The sequence below is a fragment of the Flavobacterium sp. TC780 genome (genome assembly GCF_056783245.1).
Genome location: NZ_JBXBAV010000049.1, coordinates 1 through 19,755 on the forward strand (window position 1 = coordinate 1; position 19,755 = coordinate 19,755).

At 31.9% G+C, this 19,755-nt stretch carries 16 protein-coding genes and 6 pseudogenes; 19 read left to right on the top strand and 3 right to left on the bottom strand.

Going from position 1 to position 19,755, the window contains the following annotated elements; genetic code table 11:
* Window positions 1–22 precede the first annotated feature (22 nt).
* The 18 genes and pseudogenes from trpC (at window position 23) to AC1RYN_RS04885 (ending at window position 13,953) form a co-directional block, all read left to right on the top strand.
* On the top strand, window positions 23–682 hold the full coding sequence (trpC, locus tag AC1RYN_RS04800) for an indole-3-glycerol phosphate synthase TrpC (RefSeq protein WP_481806042.1): 660 nt from the start codon (window positions 23–25) through the stop codon (window positions 680–682).
* 124 nt (window positions 683–806) lie between these two features.
* Entirely contained in the window at window positions 807–1,439 is a 633-nt protein-coding gene (locus AC1RYN_RS04805; protein WP_481806043.1) for a phosphoribosylanthranilate isomerase, read from the top strand.
* A gap of 11 nt (window positions 1,440–1,450) precedes the next feature.
* On the top strand, window positions 1,451–2,632 hold the full coding sequence (gene trpB / locus AC1RYN_RS04810; RefSeq protein ID WP_481806044.1) for a tryptophan synthase subunit beta: 1,182 nt from the start codon (window positions 1,451–1,453) through the stop codon (window positions 2,630–2,632).
* A 90-nt stretch (window positions 2,633–2,722) separates the two neighbouring features.
* Window positions 2,723–3,484: pseudogene (trpA, locus tag AC1RYN_RS04815) on the top strand (tryptophan synthase subunit alpha).
* A 24-nt stretch (window positions 3,485–3,508) separates the two neighbouring features.
* Entirely contained in the window at window positions 3,509–3,766 is a 258-nt protein-coding gene (locus AC1RYN_RS04820) for a hypothetical protein (RefSeq protein WP_481806045.1), read from the top strand.
* Between the two features lie 123 nt (window positions 3,767–3,889).
* Window positions 3,890–4,192, top strand: a complete 303-nt coding sequence (locus tag AC1RYN_RS04825) for a hypothetical protein (RefSeq protein WP_481806046.1) — start codon at window positions 3,890–3,892, stop codon at window positions 4,190–4,192.
* 184 nt (window positions 4,193–4,376) lie between these two features.
* Window positions 4,377–5,006 carry a TetR/AcrR family transcriptional regulator gene (locus AC1RYN_RS04830; protein ID WP_481806047.1) on the top strand — a complete coding sequence of 210 codons (630 nt, stop codon included), beginning with the start codon at window positions 4,377–4,379 and terminating at the stop codon, window positions 5,004–5,006.
* Between the two features lie 121 nt (window positions 5,007–5,127).
* Window positions 5,128–6,321 (top strand): TolC family protein, encoded by a 1,194-nt coding sequence (locus AC1RYN_RS04835; RefSeq protein ID WP_481806048.1) that lies wholly within the window; start codon window positions 5,128–5,130, stop codon window positions 6,319–6,321.
* Window positions 6,322–6,333: 12 nt separating this feature from the next.
* Window positions 6,334–7,411, top strand: a pseudogene (locus tag AC1RYN_RS04840) (HlyD family secretion protein).
* Window positions 7,412–7,489: 78 nt separating this feature from the next.
* Window positions 7,490–9,070, top strand: a pseudogene (locus AC1RYN_RS04845) (MDR family MFS transporter).
* Between the two features lie 274 nt (window positions 9,071–9,344).
* Window positions 9,345–9,886 (top strand): annotated as a pseudogene (locus AC1RYN_RS04850) (IS1096 element passenger TnpR family protein).
* 93 nt (window positions 9,887–9,979) lie between these two features.
* Window positions 9,980–10,303: a four helix bundle protein gene (locus tag AC1RYN_RS04855; protein WP_481806049.1), complete on the top strand. Its 324-nt coding sequence runs from the start codon at window positions 9,980–9,982 to the stop codon at window positions 10,301–10,303.
* A gap of 76 nt (window positions 10,304–10,379) precedes the next feature.
* Window positions 10,380–11,438 (top strand): annotated as a pseudogene (locus tag AC1RYN_RS04860) (nucleoid-associated protein).
* 142 nt (window positions 11,439–11,580) lie between these two features.
* On the top strand, window positions 11,581–11,904 hold the full coding sequence (locus AC1RYN_RS04865) for a hypothetical protein (RefSeq protein WP_481806050.1): 324 nt from the start codon (window positions 11,581–11,583) through the stop codon (window positions 11,902–11,904).
* 41 nt (window positions 11,905–11,945) lie between these two features.
* Complete coding sequence (locus tag AC1RYN_RS04870) at window positions 11,946–12,131, top strand: hypothetical protein (RefSeq protein ID WP_481806051.1); 186 nt, start codon at window positions 11,946–11,948, stop codon at window positions 12,129–12,131.
* 49 nt (window positions 12,132–12,180) lie between these two features.
* Window positions 12,181–12,444, top strand: coding sequence for a hypothetical protein (locus tag AC1RYN_RS04875; protein ID WP_481806052.1), 264 nt, complete (start codon window positions 12,181–12,183; stop codon window positions 12,442–12,444).
* 291 nt (window positions 12,445–12,735) lie between these two features.
* Entirely contained in the window at window positions 12,736–13,071 is a 336-nt protein-coding gene (locus tag AC1RYN_RS04880; protein ID WP_481806053.1) for a hypothetical protein, read from the top strand.
* A 417-nt stretch (window positions 13,072–13,488) separates the two neighbouring features.
* Window positions 13,489–13,953: a hypothetical protein gene (locus AC1RYN_RS04885; RefSeq protein ID WP_481806054.1), complete on the top strand. Its 465-nt coding sequence runs from the start codon at window positions 13,489–13,491 to the stop codon at window positions 13,951–13,953.
* Window position 13,954: 1 nt separating this feature from the next.
* Here the strand turns inward: AC1RYN_RS04885 and AC1RYN_RS04890 are convergent.
* Together AC1RYN_RS04890 and AC1RYN_RS04895 are read right to left on the bottom strand one after the other, a co-directional pair.
* Window positions 13,955–14,394, bottom strand: a pseudogene (locus AC1RYN_RS04890) (Pycsar system effector family protein).
* 515 nt (window positions 14,395–14,909) lie between these two features.
* Window positions 14,910–15,131 carry a hypothetical protein gene (locus tag AC1RYN_RS04895; RefSeq protein WP_481806055.1) on the bottom strand — a complete coding sequence of 74 codons (222 nt, stop codon included), beginning with the start codon at window positions 15,129–15,131 and terminating at the stop codon, window positions 14,910–14,912.
* A 25-nt stretch (window positions 15,132–15,156) separates the two neighbouring features.
* Here AC1RYN_RS04895 and AC1RYN_RS04900 point away from each other — a divergent pair, with 25 nt between their 5' ends.
* A complete protein-coding gene (locus AC1RYN_RS04900) occupies window positions 15,157–18,891 on the top strand; it encodes a metallophosphoesterase (protein WP_481806056.1) in 3,735 nt (1,244 codons plus the stop codon).
* Here the strand turns inward: AC1RYN_RS04900 and AC1RYN_RS04905 are convergent, their stop codons facing one another.
* The gene (locus AC1RYN_RS04905; protein WP_481806057.1) at window positions 18,892–19,752 is read right to left on the bottom strand and encodes a hypothetical protein; all 861 of its coding nucleotides are present in this window, start codon (window positions 19,750–19,752) and stop codon (window positions 18,892–18,894) included.
* Between the last annotated feature and the right edge of the window lie 3 nt (window positions 19,753–19,755).

The window sequence follows — 19,755 nt, forward strand, 5'->3', positions numbered from 1 at the left end:
TATGTATTGCTAAGGTTAATACATGCTCCTGTTGTTAGGGAGGCAGCACCTAATCATTGCCGAACACAAACGTCGTTCTCCATCAAAATTGATTATAAATCAAAATTTTACAGTAGAAGAAGTAGTAAAAGGATATGAAAACTCAGGCGCTTGCGGAATTTCTGTTTTAACCGATGGAAAATATTTTGGAGGTTCACTCGATGATTTACTATTGGCAAGAGCATCAGTAAATATTCCATTATTGCGAAAAGAATTTATTGTCGATGAATACCAGATATTAGAAGCTAAAGCTTTTGGAGCTGATTTAATTTTGCTTATTGCAGCAGTGCTAACAAGAGAAGAAATCAAGTCATTATCCGAATTTGCAAAAAATTTAGGATTAGAAGTTTTACTTGAAGTCCACAATCAGGAAGAATTAGAAAAATCGATAATGCCAACATTAGATATGATTGGAGTTAATAACCGAAACCTAAAAACATTCGAAGTTAGCTTGGATTTCAGCAAACAACTGGCTGCACAAATTCCTGATAATTTTGTAAAAGTTTCCGAAAGCGGAATCTCATCTATCGAAGCTATTAACGAATTAAAACCATACGGTTACAAAGGATTCCTAATTGGTGAAAATTTCATGAAAACTGATAACGCAGGACAAGCAGCAACTGAATTTATTAAGAAACTTTAGGCAATAAGCAATAGACATAAAAAAAACGTATACAAATTTAGCCCAAAGCTTTGCGAACTTAGCGTTTTAATGACATCGAATATAAAAACTCTTTGCGCCCTTTGCGGTAAAAAACACAACGAAAATGAAACTCAAAATCTGCGGTATGAAATATCCCAAAAATATAACCGAAGTAGGTTTGCTCCTACCTGATTATATGGGATTTATATTCTGGGAAAAATCGGCTCGGTATTTTGACGGAATCATTCCCGATTTACCAAAGTCAATCAAGAAAGTTGGGGTTTTTGTAAATCAAAGTCAGGAAGAAATTCTAAGCAAAATTTCAAAATACGATTTGCAAGCCATACAATTACACGGTCATGAATCAATTGAATTTTGTCAGGAACTAAAAAATAAAATTGATCCTAAAATCGAACTTATCAAAGTATTTTCTGCTGATGAAAATTTTGATTTCGAAGTAGTAAAACCATACGAATCAGTTTGTGATTATTTTCTTTTTGATACCAAAGGGAAATTACCTGGCGGAAACGGAACCACTTTCGATTGGAGAATATTAAACCAATACAATTCTACAAAACCATTCTTCCTTAGTGGCGGAATCGGGCTTGAAGAAATAGAAATAATAAAAGAAATTTCGAAAACTAATTTACCTATTTATGCCATTGATGTAAACAGTAAATTTGAAATCGAAGCAGGATTAAAAGATAAAAACATATTATATAGTTTCAAGCAAAACCTTGCGACTTTAAACATTTAAACTTTAAACAAATGAGTTTTCACGTCAACGAAAAAGGCTATTATGGAGAATTTGGAGGGGCCTACATTCCAGAAATGTTATATCCAAACGTAGAAGAGCTACGTCAAAACTACCTAAAAATTACTGCCGATCCAAGCTTCCAAGCTGAGTTCGATGCGCTATTAAGAGATTATGTAGGCCGCCCTACTCCATTATATTTCGCAGAAAGACTTTCGGAAAAATACAATACCAAAATCTATTTAAAGAGAGAAGATTTATGCCACACAGGTGCGCATAAAGTAAACAATACAATCGGGCAAATTTTACTTGCAAAACGCCTTGGTAAAAACCGAATTATTGCCGAAACTGGTGCGGGTCAACACGGTGTTGCTACTGCTACTGTTTGTGCTTTAATGGGATTGCAATGCATTGTGTATATGGGCGAAATCGATATTAAGCGTCAAGCACCAAATGTGGCTCGTATGAAAATGTTAGGCGCAGAAGTTCGTCCGGCACTTTCGGGTTCAAGAACTTTAAAAGATGCTACAAACGAAGCCATCCGTGACTGGATTAATAATCCTGTCGACACCTATTATATCATCGGTTCTGTGGTTGGTCCACATCCTTATCCTGATATGGTAGCACGTTTTCAGAGTGTAATTTCTTCCGAGATAAAAACACAATTATTAGAAAAAGAAGGCCGCGAAAACCCAGATCACGTTATTGCTTGTGTAGGTGGAGGAAGTAATGCTGCCGGAGCTTTTTACCATTTTTTAGACGAAAAAGATGTAAATATTATTGCTGTCGAGGCGGCTGGTTCAGGAGTTGACTCAGGCGAAAGCGCTGCAACCTCGGCTTTAGGAAAAATCGGAATCATTCACGGAAGTAAAACACTATTAATGCAAACTCCCGACGGACAAATTACCGAGCCTTATTCTATCTCGGCAGGTTTAGATTATCCAGGAGTTGGACCAATGCACGCCCATTTATTCGCATCTGGCAGAGCCGAATTTATTTCGATTACAGATGATGAAGCCATGCAATTTGGTTTACAGTTATCCAAAACAGAAGGGATTATTCCTGCAATAGAAAGTGCTCATGCCTTTGCCGTTCTGGAACAAAAGAAATTTGGTCCCGACGAAATCGTAATTATCAATTTATCAGGTCGTGGCGATAAAGATTTAAATACATATATCGATTATTTCAAATTATAGTTAGCCACTATCTAAAAGGATACTGCATTTATCCCTAACGCAAATACCTAACAAGTTTTAAAAACCTGTTGGTATAAAAAAATAAAAAAAATGAACAGAATAAATCAAAAACTACAAGAAGATAAAAAGATACTTTCTATCTATTTTTCTGCTGGATATCCTAATCTTAATGACACTGTACAAATCATTCAGGATTTAGAAAAAAGTGGAATCGATATGATCGAAATCGGATTACCATTTAGTGATCCTTTAGCAGATGGCCCAACAATCCAGGCAAGTTCTACTCAGGCATTACATAACGGAATGACAACTTAGGTTTTATTTGACCAACTGGAAAATATTCGCGAAAGCGTGAAAATTCCGTTGATAATAATGGGCTATTTTAATCCCATATTACAATACGGAGTTGAAGAATTTTGCAAAAAATGTGCTGCAATTGGTATCGACGGATTAATCATCCCTGACCTTCCTGTGGATGTTTATGCAGAACAATACAAAACTACTTTCGAAAAATACGGAATTATAAATGTATTCCTAATCACACCGCAAACATCTGATGAGCGCATTAAGTTTATCGATAGTGTTTCAAACGGTTTTATATACATGGTAAGTTCTGCAAGCGTTACTGGTTCTCAATCTGGTTTTGGCAATACAGAAGAAAGCTATTTTGAAAGAATCGCAAACATGAATCTTAAAAGCCCACAGGTAATTGGATTTGGAATTTCCAATAAAGAAACGTTCAATCAGGCTACTAAATTTGCAAAAGGAGCAATTATTGGAAGCGCTTTTATTAAGCACTTATCTGAAAAGGGTACACAACATATTGACGATTTCGTAAAAGCAATTAAATAATCCCATTTTTTAATCTAATTTAAAATGGATTTAGCTTCTCATTATACTAATTTATTCACAGAATCCTGTGAGAAGATATCAAATGACAATTATGTTATAGATACACAAATAGATAATTTGAATGATAACCGTTTAGGGATTACATTATTAATTCGGCCTACAGAAGAGATTAAAAATAGCATTCAACTTTTTTTAAATGAATTGAAAAAAGTTGATGCTTCTCAATATTATTATCCCAATTCAGATATTCACATTACAGTTATGTCAATTATATCTTATTAAGATGGATTTGATATAAGCAACATTACACTACAAGATTATATTGCTGTAATAAATAAATGCATTACTGGTTTAAATAAATCAGTAATCAAACTACAAGGAATTACTGCTTCTCCTTCGGCAGTTATGATTCAAGGTTTTCCTAGCGATACGAGTATAAATGATTTACGAGATAATCTTCGTTTAGCATTTAAACAAACTACACTCGAACAAAGTATTGATCAACGCTATTCGTTATTCACTGCACATTTGACCGTTGTACGGTTCAGAAACCCTATAAATAACAAAGATTTATTTCTAAAATTACTACACAAATACCGTGATTATAACTTCGGAAAATTTGAAATAAAAAAATTTGAATTAGTGCAAAATGATTGGTACCAAAGAGCCAATCTTGTTAAACATTTGTTTGACTTTAATATCAAATAATTCCTTAAAGATAAAATTAACTACATCGTTATAAAACACTTAAACCCTTATAAAACAACAAAATATAACAAAACGAACATTCATTTACAAAGCTTTATTTTAGTTAATATTGTGTTAAATAAAAACTAAACAGCTGTTTAAATTAAACACTTGTTTAATTTTGTGCCCGATTAGAAACTCACTCATGTCACACATCGAATTAAACGAGAAAAAGATTCAAATTCTCAAGGTTGCAGAAAAGCTTTTTTCTGATAAAGGATTTGAAGGAACTTCGATACGAAATATTGCCAAAGAAGCAAAAATTAACATTGCCATGGTATCGTATTATTTTGGTTCCAAAGAACGATTACTCGAATCGTTAATCATATATCGAACATCGGATCTTAAATTGCAATTAGAAAATTTACTACAAGAAGATTTAGAACCCATCGATAAAGTAAATAAGTTAATTGAGCTTTATATCAATAAGATTAACTGCAACGGAGGTATCTTCAGAATTATGCATTTTGAATTGACATCTAAAAAAAGAGAAAAAACTTTAAATCATTTTACAGAATTAAAGAAAGGAAACCTTAAATCATTAGAAAGTATAATCCATGAAGGCCAAGAAAAAGGTATTTTCCGAAAAGATGTTATTATCCCGTTAATAACCCCTACTATTCTCGGAACTTTCTTTCATTTTCATATGAACAAAGCTTTCTTTCAGAAAGTATTGAATTTAACTACTGAAGCTTTATATACAGATTACATAAAAACACATTTAACAAAACACATTCAACAAACTATAAAAGCCTTACTTGTTTATGAAAATTAATCCAATTATGCTCTTTGGGGTTTTCCTATTCGGAATATCCTCGTTAGAAGCTCAAGAAAAACTGAGTCTTACCCTGATGATGCAGTACGAATAGCATGGCAAGAAGAGTGACGAAGTCACGTTGGCAAACACAAAAGTCAACACTAAAAAGTACGAACTTAAGTCTACTAAAAACAATCAATATCCTGATTTAAAAGCATCTGGACAATACCAAAGATTGGCAGGCGCAGATGTAAATTTAAAAATGAATCAGGAAAGCGGTTCTGGTTCAATGCCAAATCCTGATCAGTTGATGTTGGGACAACTTAGCGCAAGCTTACCAATATTTGCAGGTTTCAAAATTCAAAATAGTATTAAATTGTCTGAAAATTTGTACCAAGCTGAACTTGCAACTTCATTAAAAACTAAAGAAGATATAGCTTTAAGAGTAGTTAATTACTATACCGACTTATACAAGGCTCAAAAAACTATTGAACTTTTAAATGAAAATCAAAAACAAGCGAAGCAGCGTGTAACTGATTTTATCGAATTAGAGAAAAACGGAATCATCCCAAGAAATGATTTATTGAAATCACAACTATTGGTTTCTAAAATTCAACTATCCATAGATGAAGCAAATAAAAACCTAAACATTCTAAATTATTATTTGATAACGTTACTTAAATTAGACTCTTCTACAAAATTAGTTGTGAGAGAAAATGATTTCATCAATTATAAAACAGACAACATTCCAACAAACGAGCAGCCTGCTTTAGAAAATCGTAAAGATTTAGAAGCATTACGCTATCAGGAAAAAGCTAGTGAATCTAGTATAAAAATGGCAAAAAGCGCTTACTACCCTACTGTATCTTTATTAGGTGGTTATGCTGCTGTTGATGTTAGAAATATCCTTACGGTACAAAATGCAATGAATTTTGGAGTAGGTATTTCATATGATCTTAGCGGAATATTAAAAAAAGGAGCTGACATAAAACATGCTCAAAGTAAAGCAGATGAAGTAAAAAGTTCAGAAGAAATTTTAACTAATTATATTAAAGTTGAAGTTCAACAAGCAATAGAGAACTATAACTTAGCTTTAAAACAAAGTTCAGTTTACGACTTAGCTTTAGAGCAAGCGTCAGAAAATTATAGAATCTTAAAAGATAAATTCGACAATGGTCTTGCTGATACCAATGATTTACTTGAGGCCGATGTAGAACACCTTAGCGCTAAAGTAAACACAGCTACATCTAAAGCCGATATAATTCATAGATATTACGAAATGCTTTCAGCAACAGGACAATTATCACAATCATTCAATCTTACAAAAATATAATCGATAGCCCACATGGAAAAGAAAAAAACAAATACTAAATTTACAATTATACTAGTTATTTTAGTTCTCGTTGGTGGATCTTACGGAATCTACAAATACATGCACTCTCTAGCACACGAACAAACTGATGATGCACAAATAGAGAAAAAAATGAACCCAATTATCCCAAGGGTATCAGGATATGTGAGTAAGGTTTATGTAAAAGATAATGATTTTGTTAAAAAAGGAGATACCTTATTTACAATAGACAAAAGAGATTATCAATTAAAAATTGATGAAGCAAATGCTGCTTTATTAGGCGCTGAAGGTTCATATGAAGCTGCGAAAGCTGATATTGGAAGTGCCCTAGCAAATATCTCGGTTTCGGATGCAAATGTAAGATCTGCAAGTGGAAACATCGAAAGTGCAAAAATTAGATTAGCACAAATAACAAATGATTACAATCGTTACAACAACTTGTACAAAAGCCATACAATTACAAAACAACAATACGAGAAAGCATTAACAGCAAAAGAAGAAGCTGAAAGCCAAGTACGTGTTTTGCAACAACAAGAAAAAGCAAGTTCGTATCAAAAATCGGTTATTCAGGCAAAATCAAAAGCTACAGACAAACAAACAGAAGTAGCAGCTGCAAATATCAAAAAAGCAAAAACATTGTTAGATGTTGCTAATTTGAATTTATCTTATACTGTAATAACTGCTGCAATTGATGGTCAGGTTTCTAAAGTTGATATTCAACCTGGACAATTAGTACAACCAGGACAATCTTTATTTTATATCATCAATAACTCAGAAGCTTGGGTGGTTGCCAACTTTAAAGAAACGCAACTTGACAAAATGGTTATTGGTCAAAAGGTAACTCTTAAAGTGGATGCTTATCCTAATTATGATTTCCAAGGAACTATCATTCTTTTTACCAGCAACAGGAGCACGTTTTTCTTTACTACCTCCTGATAATGCAACTGGAAACTTTGTAAAAACAATTCAAAGATTACCTGTAAAAATCAACTTGGACGCATCTAATGATATCGAAAAAATAAAATTATTAAGACCAGGAATGAACGTGGATGTAGATGTGCATTTAAAATAAAATCACACTTATCAGGAAATTATTTTCCTACAACAAGAATTATACATTCATTTTTGAAAAGCATTCTAATAGAACAAAATGGTACAAGCACAAGATGATTTAGTAGAATATGGCTACAGACGAGTTTTAATTACAATAACGGCAGTACTTTGTGCATTGCTGGAGATTGTAGATACAACCATCGTAAATGTAGCATTGACAGACATGAGAGGAAGCCTTGGTGCCACATTAACAGATGTTGCATGGGTAATTACTGCTTATGCTATTGCAAATGTTATAGTAATACCGATGACAAGTTGGTTGTCACAACAATTTGGAAGACGAAATTATTTTGTAACATCAATTATAATTTTCACCATTTCTTCTTTTTTGTGTGGTAATGCTACAAATATTTGGGAGCTTATTGCATTTCGATTTATTCAAGGACTTGGTGGAGGCGCTTTATTGGTTACTGCACAAACCATTATAACCGAGAGTTATCCTGTTGCAAAACGAGGAATGGCTCAGGCTATTTACGGAATGGGAGTTATTGTAGGTCCAACTTTAGGTCCGCCTTTAGGAGGGTATTTAGTAGATAATTATTCTTGGCCTTACATTTTTTATATCAATATTCCACTTGGTATTATCGCTACAATTTTGGCAATTTCATTCGTAAGAAGCCCAAAATATGGCGAGAAACTAAAAGCCAATCAAGTTGATTGGTGGGAATATTTTTCCTGGCATCATTTATTGGTTCCCTACAATTTGTATTAGAACATGGACAACAAGACGACTGGTTTAATGATTCATTGATTGTAACATTAAGTGTTGTAACAGTTCTTGGGCTAGTATTATTTATATGGCGAAGAACTCACCTATAAACATCCAATTGTAAATTTAAGTGTTCTTAAAGATGGAAACTTACGAATTGGTACTATAATGTGTTTCATCCTTGGTTTCGGACTTTATGGATCGACATTGATTATTCCAATTTACACGCAATCTATCCTAGGATGGACAGCAACTGATGCTGGATTATTACTTATTCCTGGATCTATTACAACTGCTTTTATGATGCCAATTATTGGTAAATTAATTCAGCGAGGAGTTCCTCAAGGATATATGGTAGGTGTTGGATTCTTAATTTTCTTTTTCTTCACCTTTATGATGTATAATAATATGACACCTGATACTGGTGTAGAACATTTATACTGGCCATTAATTTTAAGAGGTATTGGTTTAGGATTGCTTTTTGTACCTATTACAACATTATCACTTTCTACCTTACAAGGAAAAAATATTGGTGAAGGAGCTGCTTTTACAGGAATGATGCGACAATTAGGAGGTTCTTTTGGTATTGCCATCATCACGACCTTTATCACGAGATTCAGTCAGAAACATCGTGTTGATTTGGTAGCGCACCTGGATACCACTAAATTTGAAGTACAACAAAGAGTTGAATTACTTCAAAAAGGATTCATGTCAAAAGGTTTTAGTAGTAACGAAGCATTAAACAAAGCCTACCAAGTAATCGATTATTCGGTAATGAAACAAAGTACAGTTTTGGCCTATATGGATATATTTTTATATCTAGGTATCATGTTCTTACTGTGTATTCCAATTATATTTTTAATTAAAAAAGGGAAAAACAAAATTAACCCTGCGGATGCGATGCATTAATATATAAATCATCGAATAAACAGGCTAAGTCTATATATTTAACCATTGTAAAAGTTTTTTTACAATGGTTTTTTTTTTATTTTCACATACACGATTTAAGGGAAAAAGCTACCTTTATTATTGAAAACTAATCATATAACATTCCCCTCTATAATGAAAAATTATGGAGCATTCAAAAACACAATAAAGATTTATTTCATTGTGAAATAATATTTATCGAGTATATTTGCATTTGCTTTTCAACAGCAATAAAAAACAAAAAAATAGTTAAGTTATGGTTTATAAATTTAGAGTAATTCTAGATGCAGAAGAAGATATTTTTAGAGATATAGCAATTCTTGAAGAAGATACTTTAGAAGATTTACACAATGCCATTTTCAATTCTTTTGGTTTTGACGGAATGGAAGTAGCTTCTTTTTATACCTGCGATGAAACTTGGAATCAAGAAGAAGAAATCCCTCTTTTTGATACTGGAGATGTTCCTGGCGAACAAAAAACAATGAGTGACTACACTTTATCAGACCTATTAGATAAAGAAAACACTAAAATTATATATGTCTACGATTTTATCCATATGTGGACATTCTTGGTCGAATTAGCTGCAATAGAAGATCAAGCTATTGGAAATACTTACCCAGAAACTCTTTTCTCTCTCACGGAGAAATGCCCGATGATTCAGGCGAGAAAAATTTTGAAGCAGATATGCATGACGATATCGATGGCGAATTTGAAGATGATCTAGACGAAGATGATTTAGATATGTTCGAAGGAGACGATAGTTTCGAAGATTATGGATTTGAAGAGAATTGGAATTAAATTGCAGAGGTTCTAAGGTTCTGAGTAGCAAAGGTTCTGAGTTTTAAAAAGTTGAAGATTTTTCTTATATTTATTGAAATTAAATTTTCAAATATGAGTAATTTCAAAAAGCTTTTAATTTGGCAAAAATCAATGTCCTTAATTACCAAAATCTATATTTCAACAAATAATTTTCCAAAAGAAGAAGTCTTCGGATTAACTTCACAAATAAGACGAAGCTCGATTTCAATTCCAAGCAACATTGCTGAAGGATTTGACGAAACAAGCAACAAAGATTTTTTACGCTTTTTAAACATTTCAATAGGTTCTTTATTTGAAATGCAAACACAATTAGAAATTGCTAAAAACATAGCATATCTAAACGAAGACGAATTTAATAATTTATATGAGGATAGTCGAGAAGTAGAAGAATGTTAGTTTCTTATTAATAAATTAAAAGAAAAGAAGCTAAATCTTAGTACCTTTAAAACTTAGCACCTCAGAACCTAAAAAAATGATAAACCTTTTCAACACCCACATCGACACGCTTGCGATTCACCGCGTAGGAAACAAGAGCAGAAACGAAGCGATTTTTTTATCAGATCAACCATTTAACTTAAATGATGAGATTGTTCCTTTGATAAAAGAATACTTTTTTCAAGCCTTTTAGAGAGAAGAAGAAAACTATTATCAGTTTGCACACGAAGTCGATTTAGATTATAACGACATGTTTAAATATGCCACTGAGATTTTTGACAATCCTGAAATCTACAGGAAGTTTCAAAAAGAATCACTACACATTTATATGAGCAGTCAAACCACCCGCGTATTAAAAACGGAGAAGTTTATGTAACCTATCTAACCAACTTAAGTATCGATAATAATGTTGTTGATGCAATCGGAATTTTCAAAAAGCGAATTACAAGCTGACTTTTTACAATTTGAAGAAAAAGACAGCAACCTTGAAATGATCTTACAACAAGGTATCAACCTTAACAAACTAGACAAAGGGTGCTTAATTTTTAATTATAAAAAAGAAGAAGGTTAACAAAATCCTAACTGTAGATATAATTTGTTAGATGATGCGCGTTACTGGTTAGAGCACTTTTTATCAGTTGATGCTTTTGAAGATGAAACTCTATTACCAAGAAATACTTAAAATTCTGTCAGAAGCTTCGTGTGGTATGCAGTATTGCCTGCTGAAGATAAAAAGAAGAAGTAATGTTCATGAACCGTTCCGTGAATTATTTGCAAAAAACGATCAGTTTGAAGAGCAAAATTTCCTAAACGAAGTATTAGATAATCCAGATTTAATTCCTGAATTTAAGAACTACAAAGTTGATAAAGGCGAAAAATACAGTATCGAAGATATTACAACTTTCCCTATTGCCAACTCTGCGGTTTCAATGTAAGATAATTAATCAAAAACGTTATCAACTTAGACACTCATATACAAATCAAAATGGATTTTATTAATCCTGAAAGTGCTGAAAAATTTGTAGAAAAAGGTTGGGATGAAGAAAAACAAACGTATTACTATTTGGTTTACTTCAACAAAGAAGAGAAAAGCTAGTATTTATTCTTTTCAATTTCAATTTCACTTAAAATCAAGGTCTCAACTACAACAGTTGAGGCTTTTTTTATAAAATAAACCCCAAAAGTAAGGCTTAAATTGCGTATATTAGTAATTTTGTATACTACTAAATAATAGTGCTATGAAATATCATTTATTCGACGAAAGTCCATTTAAAACTCTAATATCATTTCATAAACTTATTGAAGCTTTAGAGAAAATTGCACAATCAAATATTGATTATCGATCTAATTATGCCAAAGCACTTTTGAAGGAAGTCGAGAGTATTCCTAATCACAAAACAGGGATTGAAGATTTTTCGGTGATTAAAAAATATGAAACTATTATTAATCATTTATTAGCAGATTTATTCCCTACTGCATTACAAAATAACGAAATTAAAGCTGTCACTATTCCGTTTCATAATTTTACATTTAATTATACCGAAAGATTTAAAAATACTTAAAGATGCAGGTACAAATTTTGATGTAACCATTGGTGATTTTGATGAGAACAACAATTCTACATTGTAATTGTTGTTTAATTCTTGGAGCTTACTACAAACAAAATATAGATTTCAACAAACCTTTTTTTTATGATATTCCAGATTTTAATGGAATCATAAATCACTACCGTATTTTATACAATGCTGATTTCATGGAAATCATTCCTTCTGAAAATGCTCAAAGCTGACACAAGAAGATATTGACTTATTGATTGACAACTACGATGATATTGCTTTATGGAAAGAAAAATTTCCCATTTAAAGCGGGACTTTAAAAGGATTTGTATTATTATTTTATTTGATGCCACTACAGAAATGGCGATTTCTAATTTAAAAAAGACTAATCTATTAAAATCAGATACAAAAAAAGCAACAGAGAGTAAAAATACCGAAAGCATATTTAGATCTATTTTTAAGATACCAAATCTTAAAGTGGGCTTTTTAATTTACAACTCTGAACAGGAAAAATTCTATAAAGCCTCCACAGCTAGAAAAAGATAGCGAATTATCCAGCTTCTTACACTCCCTTTTAATCATGAAATAGATTGTAAAAATGCTGTATTCGGCTGCTCTTTTGAAAACCTACTAGAACACAAAGTGCCAGTTATAATTTCGATGTTGAAAAATTTATACAGCAAATGAAAATATAAAACTTGGAGAACTTTTACGTGGTCAAAACATTAGCAGTTGTGTATTTGCTCCAGTTATAAAAGACAATAAATTATTAGGCGTTGTCGAATTAGTTTCGGCTACTCCAAGAGCATTTAATACAATAAATGCAAAAAATTAGACTTGGTTGACCGATATCTAGTTCTTGACACAATCGAAAGATACAATAATGACATGCAACATCAGATAGAAGCGGTAATTCAAAGAGAATATACTACAATTCATCCTAGTGTTTATTGGAAATTTAGAGAAGAATCACAAAAGTACTTTCAGAATAGCAATCACACGAAAGATTATATTTTTAAAGAAATTGTCTTTAAAGAAGTATTTCCGTTATATGGACAAATTGATATTAAAGGCTCATCGGAGCATCGAAATGAAACGGTAAAAACCGATCTGAAAAATCAGTTAAAAATGTTATTGCAAATTTTTGCGAGTCAAAAGAAAACACAAATTTAATTCTTCTAGAGCAGCGTAAATTCGAATTACAATCGCTTCTTGAAGATCTTGATTCGCCTTTAAAGGCAGATTCTGAAACAACATATACAACGTTATATTGAAGATAAATTCTTACCTATCTTAAAGAAACACTAAAAGTAATTCTGAGGCAGAAAAACTAGAACAAAAATATTTTAAAAGGTTTAGACGAAAAAACAGGTTTATTTTATCAGGAAAGAAAAAAATTCTGATAATGCAATGTCTATTATCAATAAAAAACTAGCAGTTATACTTGACAAAAAACAAATCGAAGCGAACAAATATATCCTCATTATTACGAACGTTTTAAAACCGATGGTGTAAACATAATTTATACATAGGAGCCTTATTGCGCCTACAAAACCATTTGATGTAATGTATCTTCGATAATTTAAGATTATGGCAATTACAAGACTATGCGAAATGGAATTAGCACACCATCAACTTAAAGCTTCATTACCATATGAGCTTGATGTCACATCTTTAATTTTAGTATTTAGCTCCCCTATTTCTATCCGTTTTAGAATGGATGAAAAGCGTTTTGATGTAGATGGAACCTATAATGCCCGATATGAAGTTGTTAAAAAACGTATCGACAAAGCTCACATTAAAAACACACAAGAACGCATCACTGAAAAAGAAAAAATTACGATTGTATATTCACATACCAACGAAGAAACTGAGTATATAAAATACATCAAATATTTACAATTCAAGAAAATACTAGAACCTCAAATAGAACAATTTGAAGTAGAGGATTTGCAAGGTGTATCTGGCTTAAAAGCTATACGGGTGAAAGTAGTAAACAACTCACTAACCTCTAAAAAAATTACATATCAGGATTTACTAGACGAACTTAACTAACCTAAAGCGATACAAATGCACTTATAAATGCTAAGACAGTAATAATAATACCAATCATAAAAAGATTATAAGCGACTCTCAACAAACGATATTTTCTTTCGAGTACAATACCTAAAAATATAAATCTTTAATCATTGTATCGTACAGATAATTCTTGTCTTTCATCATTTCGTTCATTGCCCATTCATACTCATGCAAAGGCATTTTATAAAAGTTTCCAAAGAACAATAAATTAATTTTTTTTGCTTCGATGTCTTCTCGTGTAAATACACCAGTGGTAACTTTTGGCCTTGTCGAAAGGATAGCAAAAATGATAGTAACAACACTAGATATCAACATTATAAAAGTAGGAATAACTAAATGCGCATTTTTAGGACTATCCAATTTTGGAATAATTGTTGAAAGTGCTATCGAAATAATTATCGCATTTACAGATAACAAAATATTGGCTTTGCTATCAGCAATTCCGCTTAATCGGGTATGATTTCCTAATGTAACTCTAAAAAGAGTATCAATCCCACGATCTGGTTTCTCTACCTTATCTTTCTTTTCTTGATTACTTCACCAAATTCATTGGTGCTTTTTGATTCTTCCTTCTCCATTTTTTTGACAAATTCGTTTTAAGTTTTTTTCTTTTAAAGGCTGCCATTTTTCTTTGGCATAATCAGTATAAAACTGATGAATGTTCTTAAAAAGTTTAAGTTTACTGTTGTCCACTCTTCATTCGAAAATATTTTATTCTCTGTATTCTCCCATTCCATTCTTAAAAGTTCGCAACTGGTAGCATACTCACTAGTTGTAAGATGAATATAATCAGCATCTTTGATTATCTTTTCTAAAAATGAGTCAAAGGTTCATGATATTTTGCTGTAGCAGCAATTAAAGCTGGAAAGTATTTTCCATAAATTTAGGAGACTTATTCTTATCAATCAAAAATTCGGTAACGTCTATATTTTCTACTGATTTTCAAAACCTTTAATATACCCTGTATCATGAAACCATGCGGCAATCAAAAGTTGTTCTTCGTCATCACTCCCTATTTTTTCATTAACACATAACTCTTTAACAGCATTTACAACACTTGTAGTGTGGCGAAAATTATGGTACGAATATAGAATAGAAAGTTTATCTTTGAGTAAGTTATAAACAAAATCTTCGGACTGCTCTAGTAGGTTCATAAACATATTTTTATACAACTAAATTATGAAATTGTTTTCGGATAATCATTTTACAAATAAGATTAAAACATATTTAATTGGATTTTTTGGTTTCTTTTTAATTCAGTCCTGTGCAACACATCATGCTCAATTTGGAAAAGACATACAAAATCCTATTTCACAAAACGCATTAGATACTACAAAAATTGCCCATACTTTATATTTAGTTGGGGATGCAGGAAATGCCGATGAGGAACAAGCACAACAAACTCTTGAACTTTTGCACAAAAGGCTGCAAAGTTCAGATAAAAACTCGACACTTTTATTTTTAGGAGACAACATTTACCCTTACGGATTTCCTAGTCCAAAAGATGTAGATGCTACTGCTCTTGCAGAAAAAAAACTAACAAATCAGTTAGAATTAACCAAAGGTTTCAACGGAAAAACAATTTTTATCCCAGGTAATCATGACTGGTATAGCGGAATTGAAGGAATCGAACGTCAATCAAAATTTGTAACGACATACTTAAATAATAAAAAAGCATTCTTACCACAAAAAAGCTGTGCCATCGAACAGTTAAAAATAAACAAACAAACTATTTTAATCGTTATAGACAGTCAGTGGTTTCTAGAAGACTGGGACGACAATCCTACAATGAATGATAATTGCGATATTAAAACCCGTGAAGCATTCTTTGAAGAATTAGAAAGTATTTTAAATAAGAATAGAGAAAAAACTGTTCTTATAGCTGTTCACCATCCTTTAATGAGTAATGGTACACATGGAGGTCAATTTTCCTTAGAAAAGCAATTATTCCCTTTAGAGCAAAAAATTCCACTACCTGTTATTGGTTCAGTAATAAATTTACTTCGTAAAACATCTGGAGTAAGCCCCCAAGATATACAAAACAAAGTCTACACACAGTTTGTAAAAAGAGTAAAAACCCTTTTGCAAAGCCAAGATAATGTCATTGTGATTTCTGGCCATGATCATAATTTACAATACATCAACAAAAGTAGTATAAAACAAATTATAAGCGGTGCTGGTTCAAAATCTGAAGCAGCAAAGGCAGTATATCCGAATGATTTTTCATATGGTGGCAATGGATATGCTTCATTAACTCTTTATAAAAACGGAGATGCCAGACTTGCTTTTTACAGCAATGAAAACAAAAAAGAAAAACTGCTATTTGATCAAAATATCATCACAGTAAAAGACACCGTGTATCATGAAAACTTACCAACCAAGTTTAATGCAACAACAAAGGCTTCTATTTATTCGAGTGAAATGACTAAGAAAAGTATTTCTCATAAATTTTTATTCGGAAAACATTATAGAAAATATTACAGCATGCCAATTGAAGCCAAAACAGTTTCTTTAGACACTCTTTTTGGTGGTATTACACCAAAAAGAGAAGGCGGAGGACATCAATCAAAATCATTACGAATTGTAGATAAAGACGGGAAAGAATATGTGATGCGTGCTTTGAAAAAAAGTGCTTCACGTTTTCTTCAATCTGTAGCATTTAAAGATCAATTTGTACAAGATCAATTTGATGATACATATGCTGAGAACTTTTTACTAGACTTTTATACAACTTCTCACCCATATACTCCATTTGCCGTAGGTAATCTAGCAGATAAAGTTGGAATATCACATACCAATCCTGTTTTATATTATATCCCTAAACAAGAAATTCTTAAAGGCTATAATTATAATTTTGGTGATGAATTGTACATGGTTGAAGAGCGTCCATCTAGTAGTCAAATAAGTTTAAAAAGTTTCGGAAAACCGCTAGACATCATTAGCACAGACGATGTGATGAAAAACCTTCATAAAGATGAGAAATATACCATTGACGAAAAGGAATATATAAAAGCGCGTTTATTTGATATGCTTATTGGCGATTGGGATAGACATAGTGACCAATGGCGTTGGGGTGAATATAATGAAGGGGATAAAATTACTTATAAACCAATTCCTAGAGATCGAGACCAAGCCTTTACGAAATACGATGGCGCATTACTTTCTCTTTTAATGCAAATGCCTTCTCTTCGTCATATGCAATCTTTTAAAGATGATATAAGAAATGTAAAATGGTTCAACCGCGAACCTTATCCACAAGATATTGCTTTCTTAAAAACAGCACATGAAAAAGACTGGATTGATCAAGCCAAATACATACAAGAGAATCTAACCGATGCTGACATTGACGCTTCATTTAATAATTTACCAAAAGAAGTACAAGACGAAACTCTTGCAGATATTAAACGTAAATTAAAACTACGAAGAGATAAACTCCAAAAATATGCTACAGAATACTATAGAGTACTACAAAAAACAGTTTTAATTGTTGGGACTGATAAAAAAGATAAATTTATAATTACGCATAAAGCAAAAAACAAACTTGATGTCGAAGTATATCGCATCAAGAAAAATGGCGAAGAACTGATTTATACAAAAAACTTTACAGCTGGTAAAACTAAAAACATTTGGGTTTATGGGTTAGATGATGATGATATTTTTGAAGTAAAAGGGGATTTTAATTCTCGAATAAGTATTCGTTTAATAGGTGGTCAAAACAATGACACTTATACAGTATCCAATGGAAAAAGAGTGAAAATTTACGATTTTAAATCAAAAAACAATACCTATGATTTAGATTCTAAAACCAAAACAGCTCTTACTGATGATTACCAAAAGAATTTATACGACTACGAAAAACCAAAATACAATGCTTTTTCAGGTCTACCATATGGTGGTTACAATCCTGATGATGGTGTAAAATTAGGTATCATTGCCAATTACACAGTAAATAAATTCAATCAAAATCCATATACTCAAAAACACATCTTAAAAGCCAATTACTTTTTTGCAACCGATGGGTATGAACTTATTTACGACGGACATTTTCCTAAAATATTAGGCAAATGGGATTTTGATGTACAATCAATTTTAACCAGCCCAAACTTTACTATAAATTATTTTGGTTATGGTAATGAGACTGTGAACAATGATGAAGATTTAGGGATGAATTATAACCGTGTTCGTATGCGTGCCATAAAAGTAGCCCCATCTATTAAGAAAGTAGGTAAATATGGAAGTGAAATTAATTTTGCTACATCTTTTGAGAAAATTAGAATCGAAGAAACTTCAGGCAGATTTATTAATACGCCTGGAGTAGCTAATCCTGATGTATTTAAAAGTCAGCAATACGCTGGAGCAACAGTAAAATATAGCTATGAGAACTACGATCTTCCATCATTCCCATCTATGGGATTTGGGTTTTCGATAGCTGGAAACTGGAAAATCAATCTAGATGATAGCAAACAAAATTTCCCATCATTAGAAAGTAAAATTAATTTCAATCACAAAATAGATTCAAATGGAAAACTTGTTTTTGCAACTATAATCAAGTCAAAAATATTGTTCAATAATAATTTTGACTTTTTTCAAGGAGCAACTTTGGGTGGTGACTACGATTTAAGAGGATACCGAAATCAACGTTTTCTAGGTAATCAATCTTTTTATCAAAGTAGTGATGTCCGCTGGAATTTAGGAAAAATAAAAAAAAGCATCTTACCAATGTCATACGGAATTCTTGGCGGATTTGATTATGGTCGTGTTTGGGCAACGGGAGAAAACTCAAACAAATGGCATCAATCCGTTGGAGGCGGTTTATGGCTCAACGGATTGGATGTAATCACCGCTAGACTTACTTATTTTAAAAGCGCTGACGAAGAAGCAAGAATTGCGTTTGGTATAGGATTTGGATTTTAATTATTTTTTAAAACTAAATTCATATACTTTACCACCAACTTTTTTTGTCTTTTCATCAGCTATTAACAATATCTTATTGTCTTTAAAAACAACGGCTTCTTTTTGAGAAAAATGATCTAAATCAATCTCCGTTTGTGTCCCTTTATGAAATTTATCTCCTCCAAAACCTTGAAAAAGTATTATTTTGTCGTGACATAAAACAACTACTTTTTTCATATCTGGACTAATTGCTGCACTAGTAATTGCACAATGATTGTAATTACTACATGTTTTAAACGTGCCTATTAAAGTAGCTTTTTGAGCTCCTGCTGCATTTGGGATTTTGTAAATAGATGCCGTGCCATCAAAATTTTTGCTTCGATTCTTAGTAAATAAATAGAAATTATTTTTAAACTCAAAAAAGCCTTCAACATCATAAAACATTTGGGTTTTCTTAGGGGGAAAATCTTTTTGTTCAGGATATGCAAATGAGATTTTATAGCTAGAAACAGCATTTTCTTTCCCTAAAGCCGATTTATCAATTCTATAAATACACAAATCTTTACGTATGTTATCGTTGTTTCCAAAATCGCCAATGTATAAATTACCAGCTTTGTCTTTTGTAATATCTTCCCAATCTACATTTGTAGCATTTGTAATAGTTACCGTTTTGGTAATTTCACCCTGGGCGTTTAATCCATAAATTTTATTAGCATTACCACTATCTTCTAGAGTCCAAAGCATATTTGTTTCTGAGAGATACGTAATTCCAGAAACTTCTTTTAATTTTTTAGGCAGTGGATATAATGTTTTCAATACACTAGAATCTTGCTGGCAAGCCAACAAAATAAATGCAACAATAAGTGAGATATAATTTTTCATACA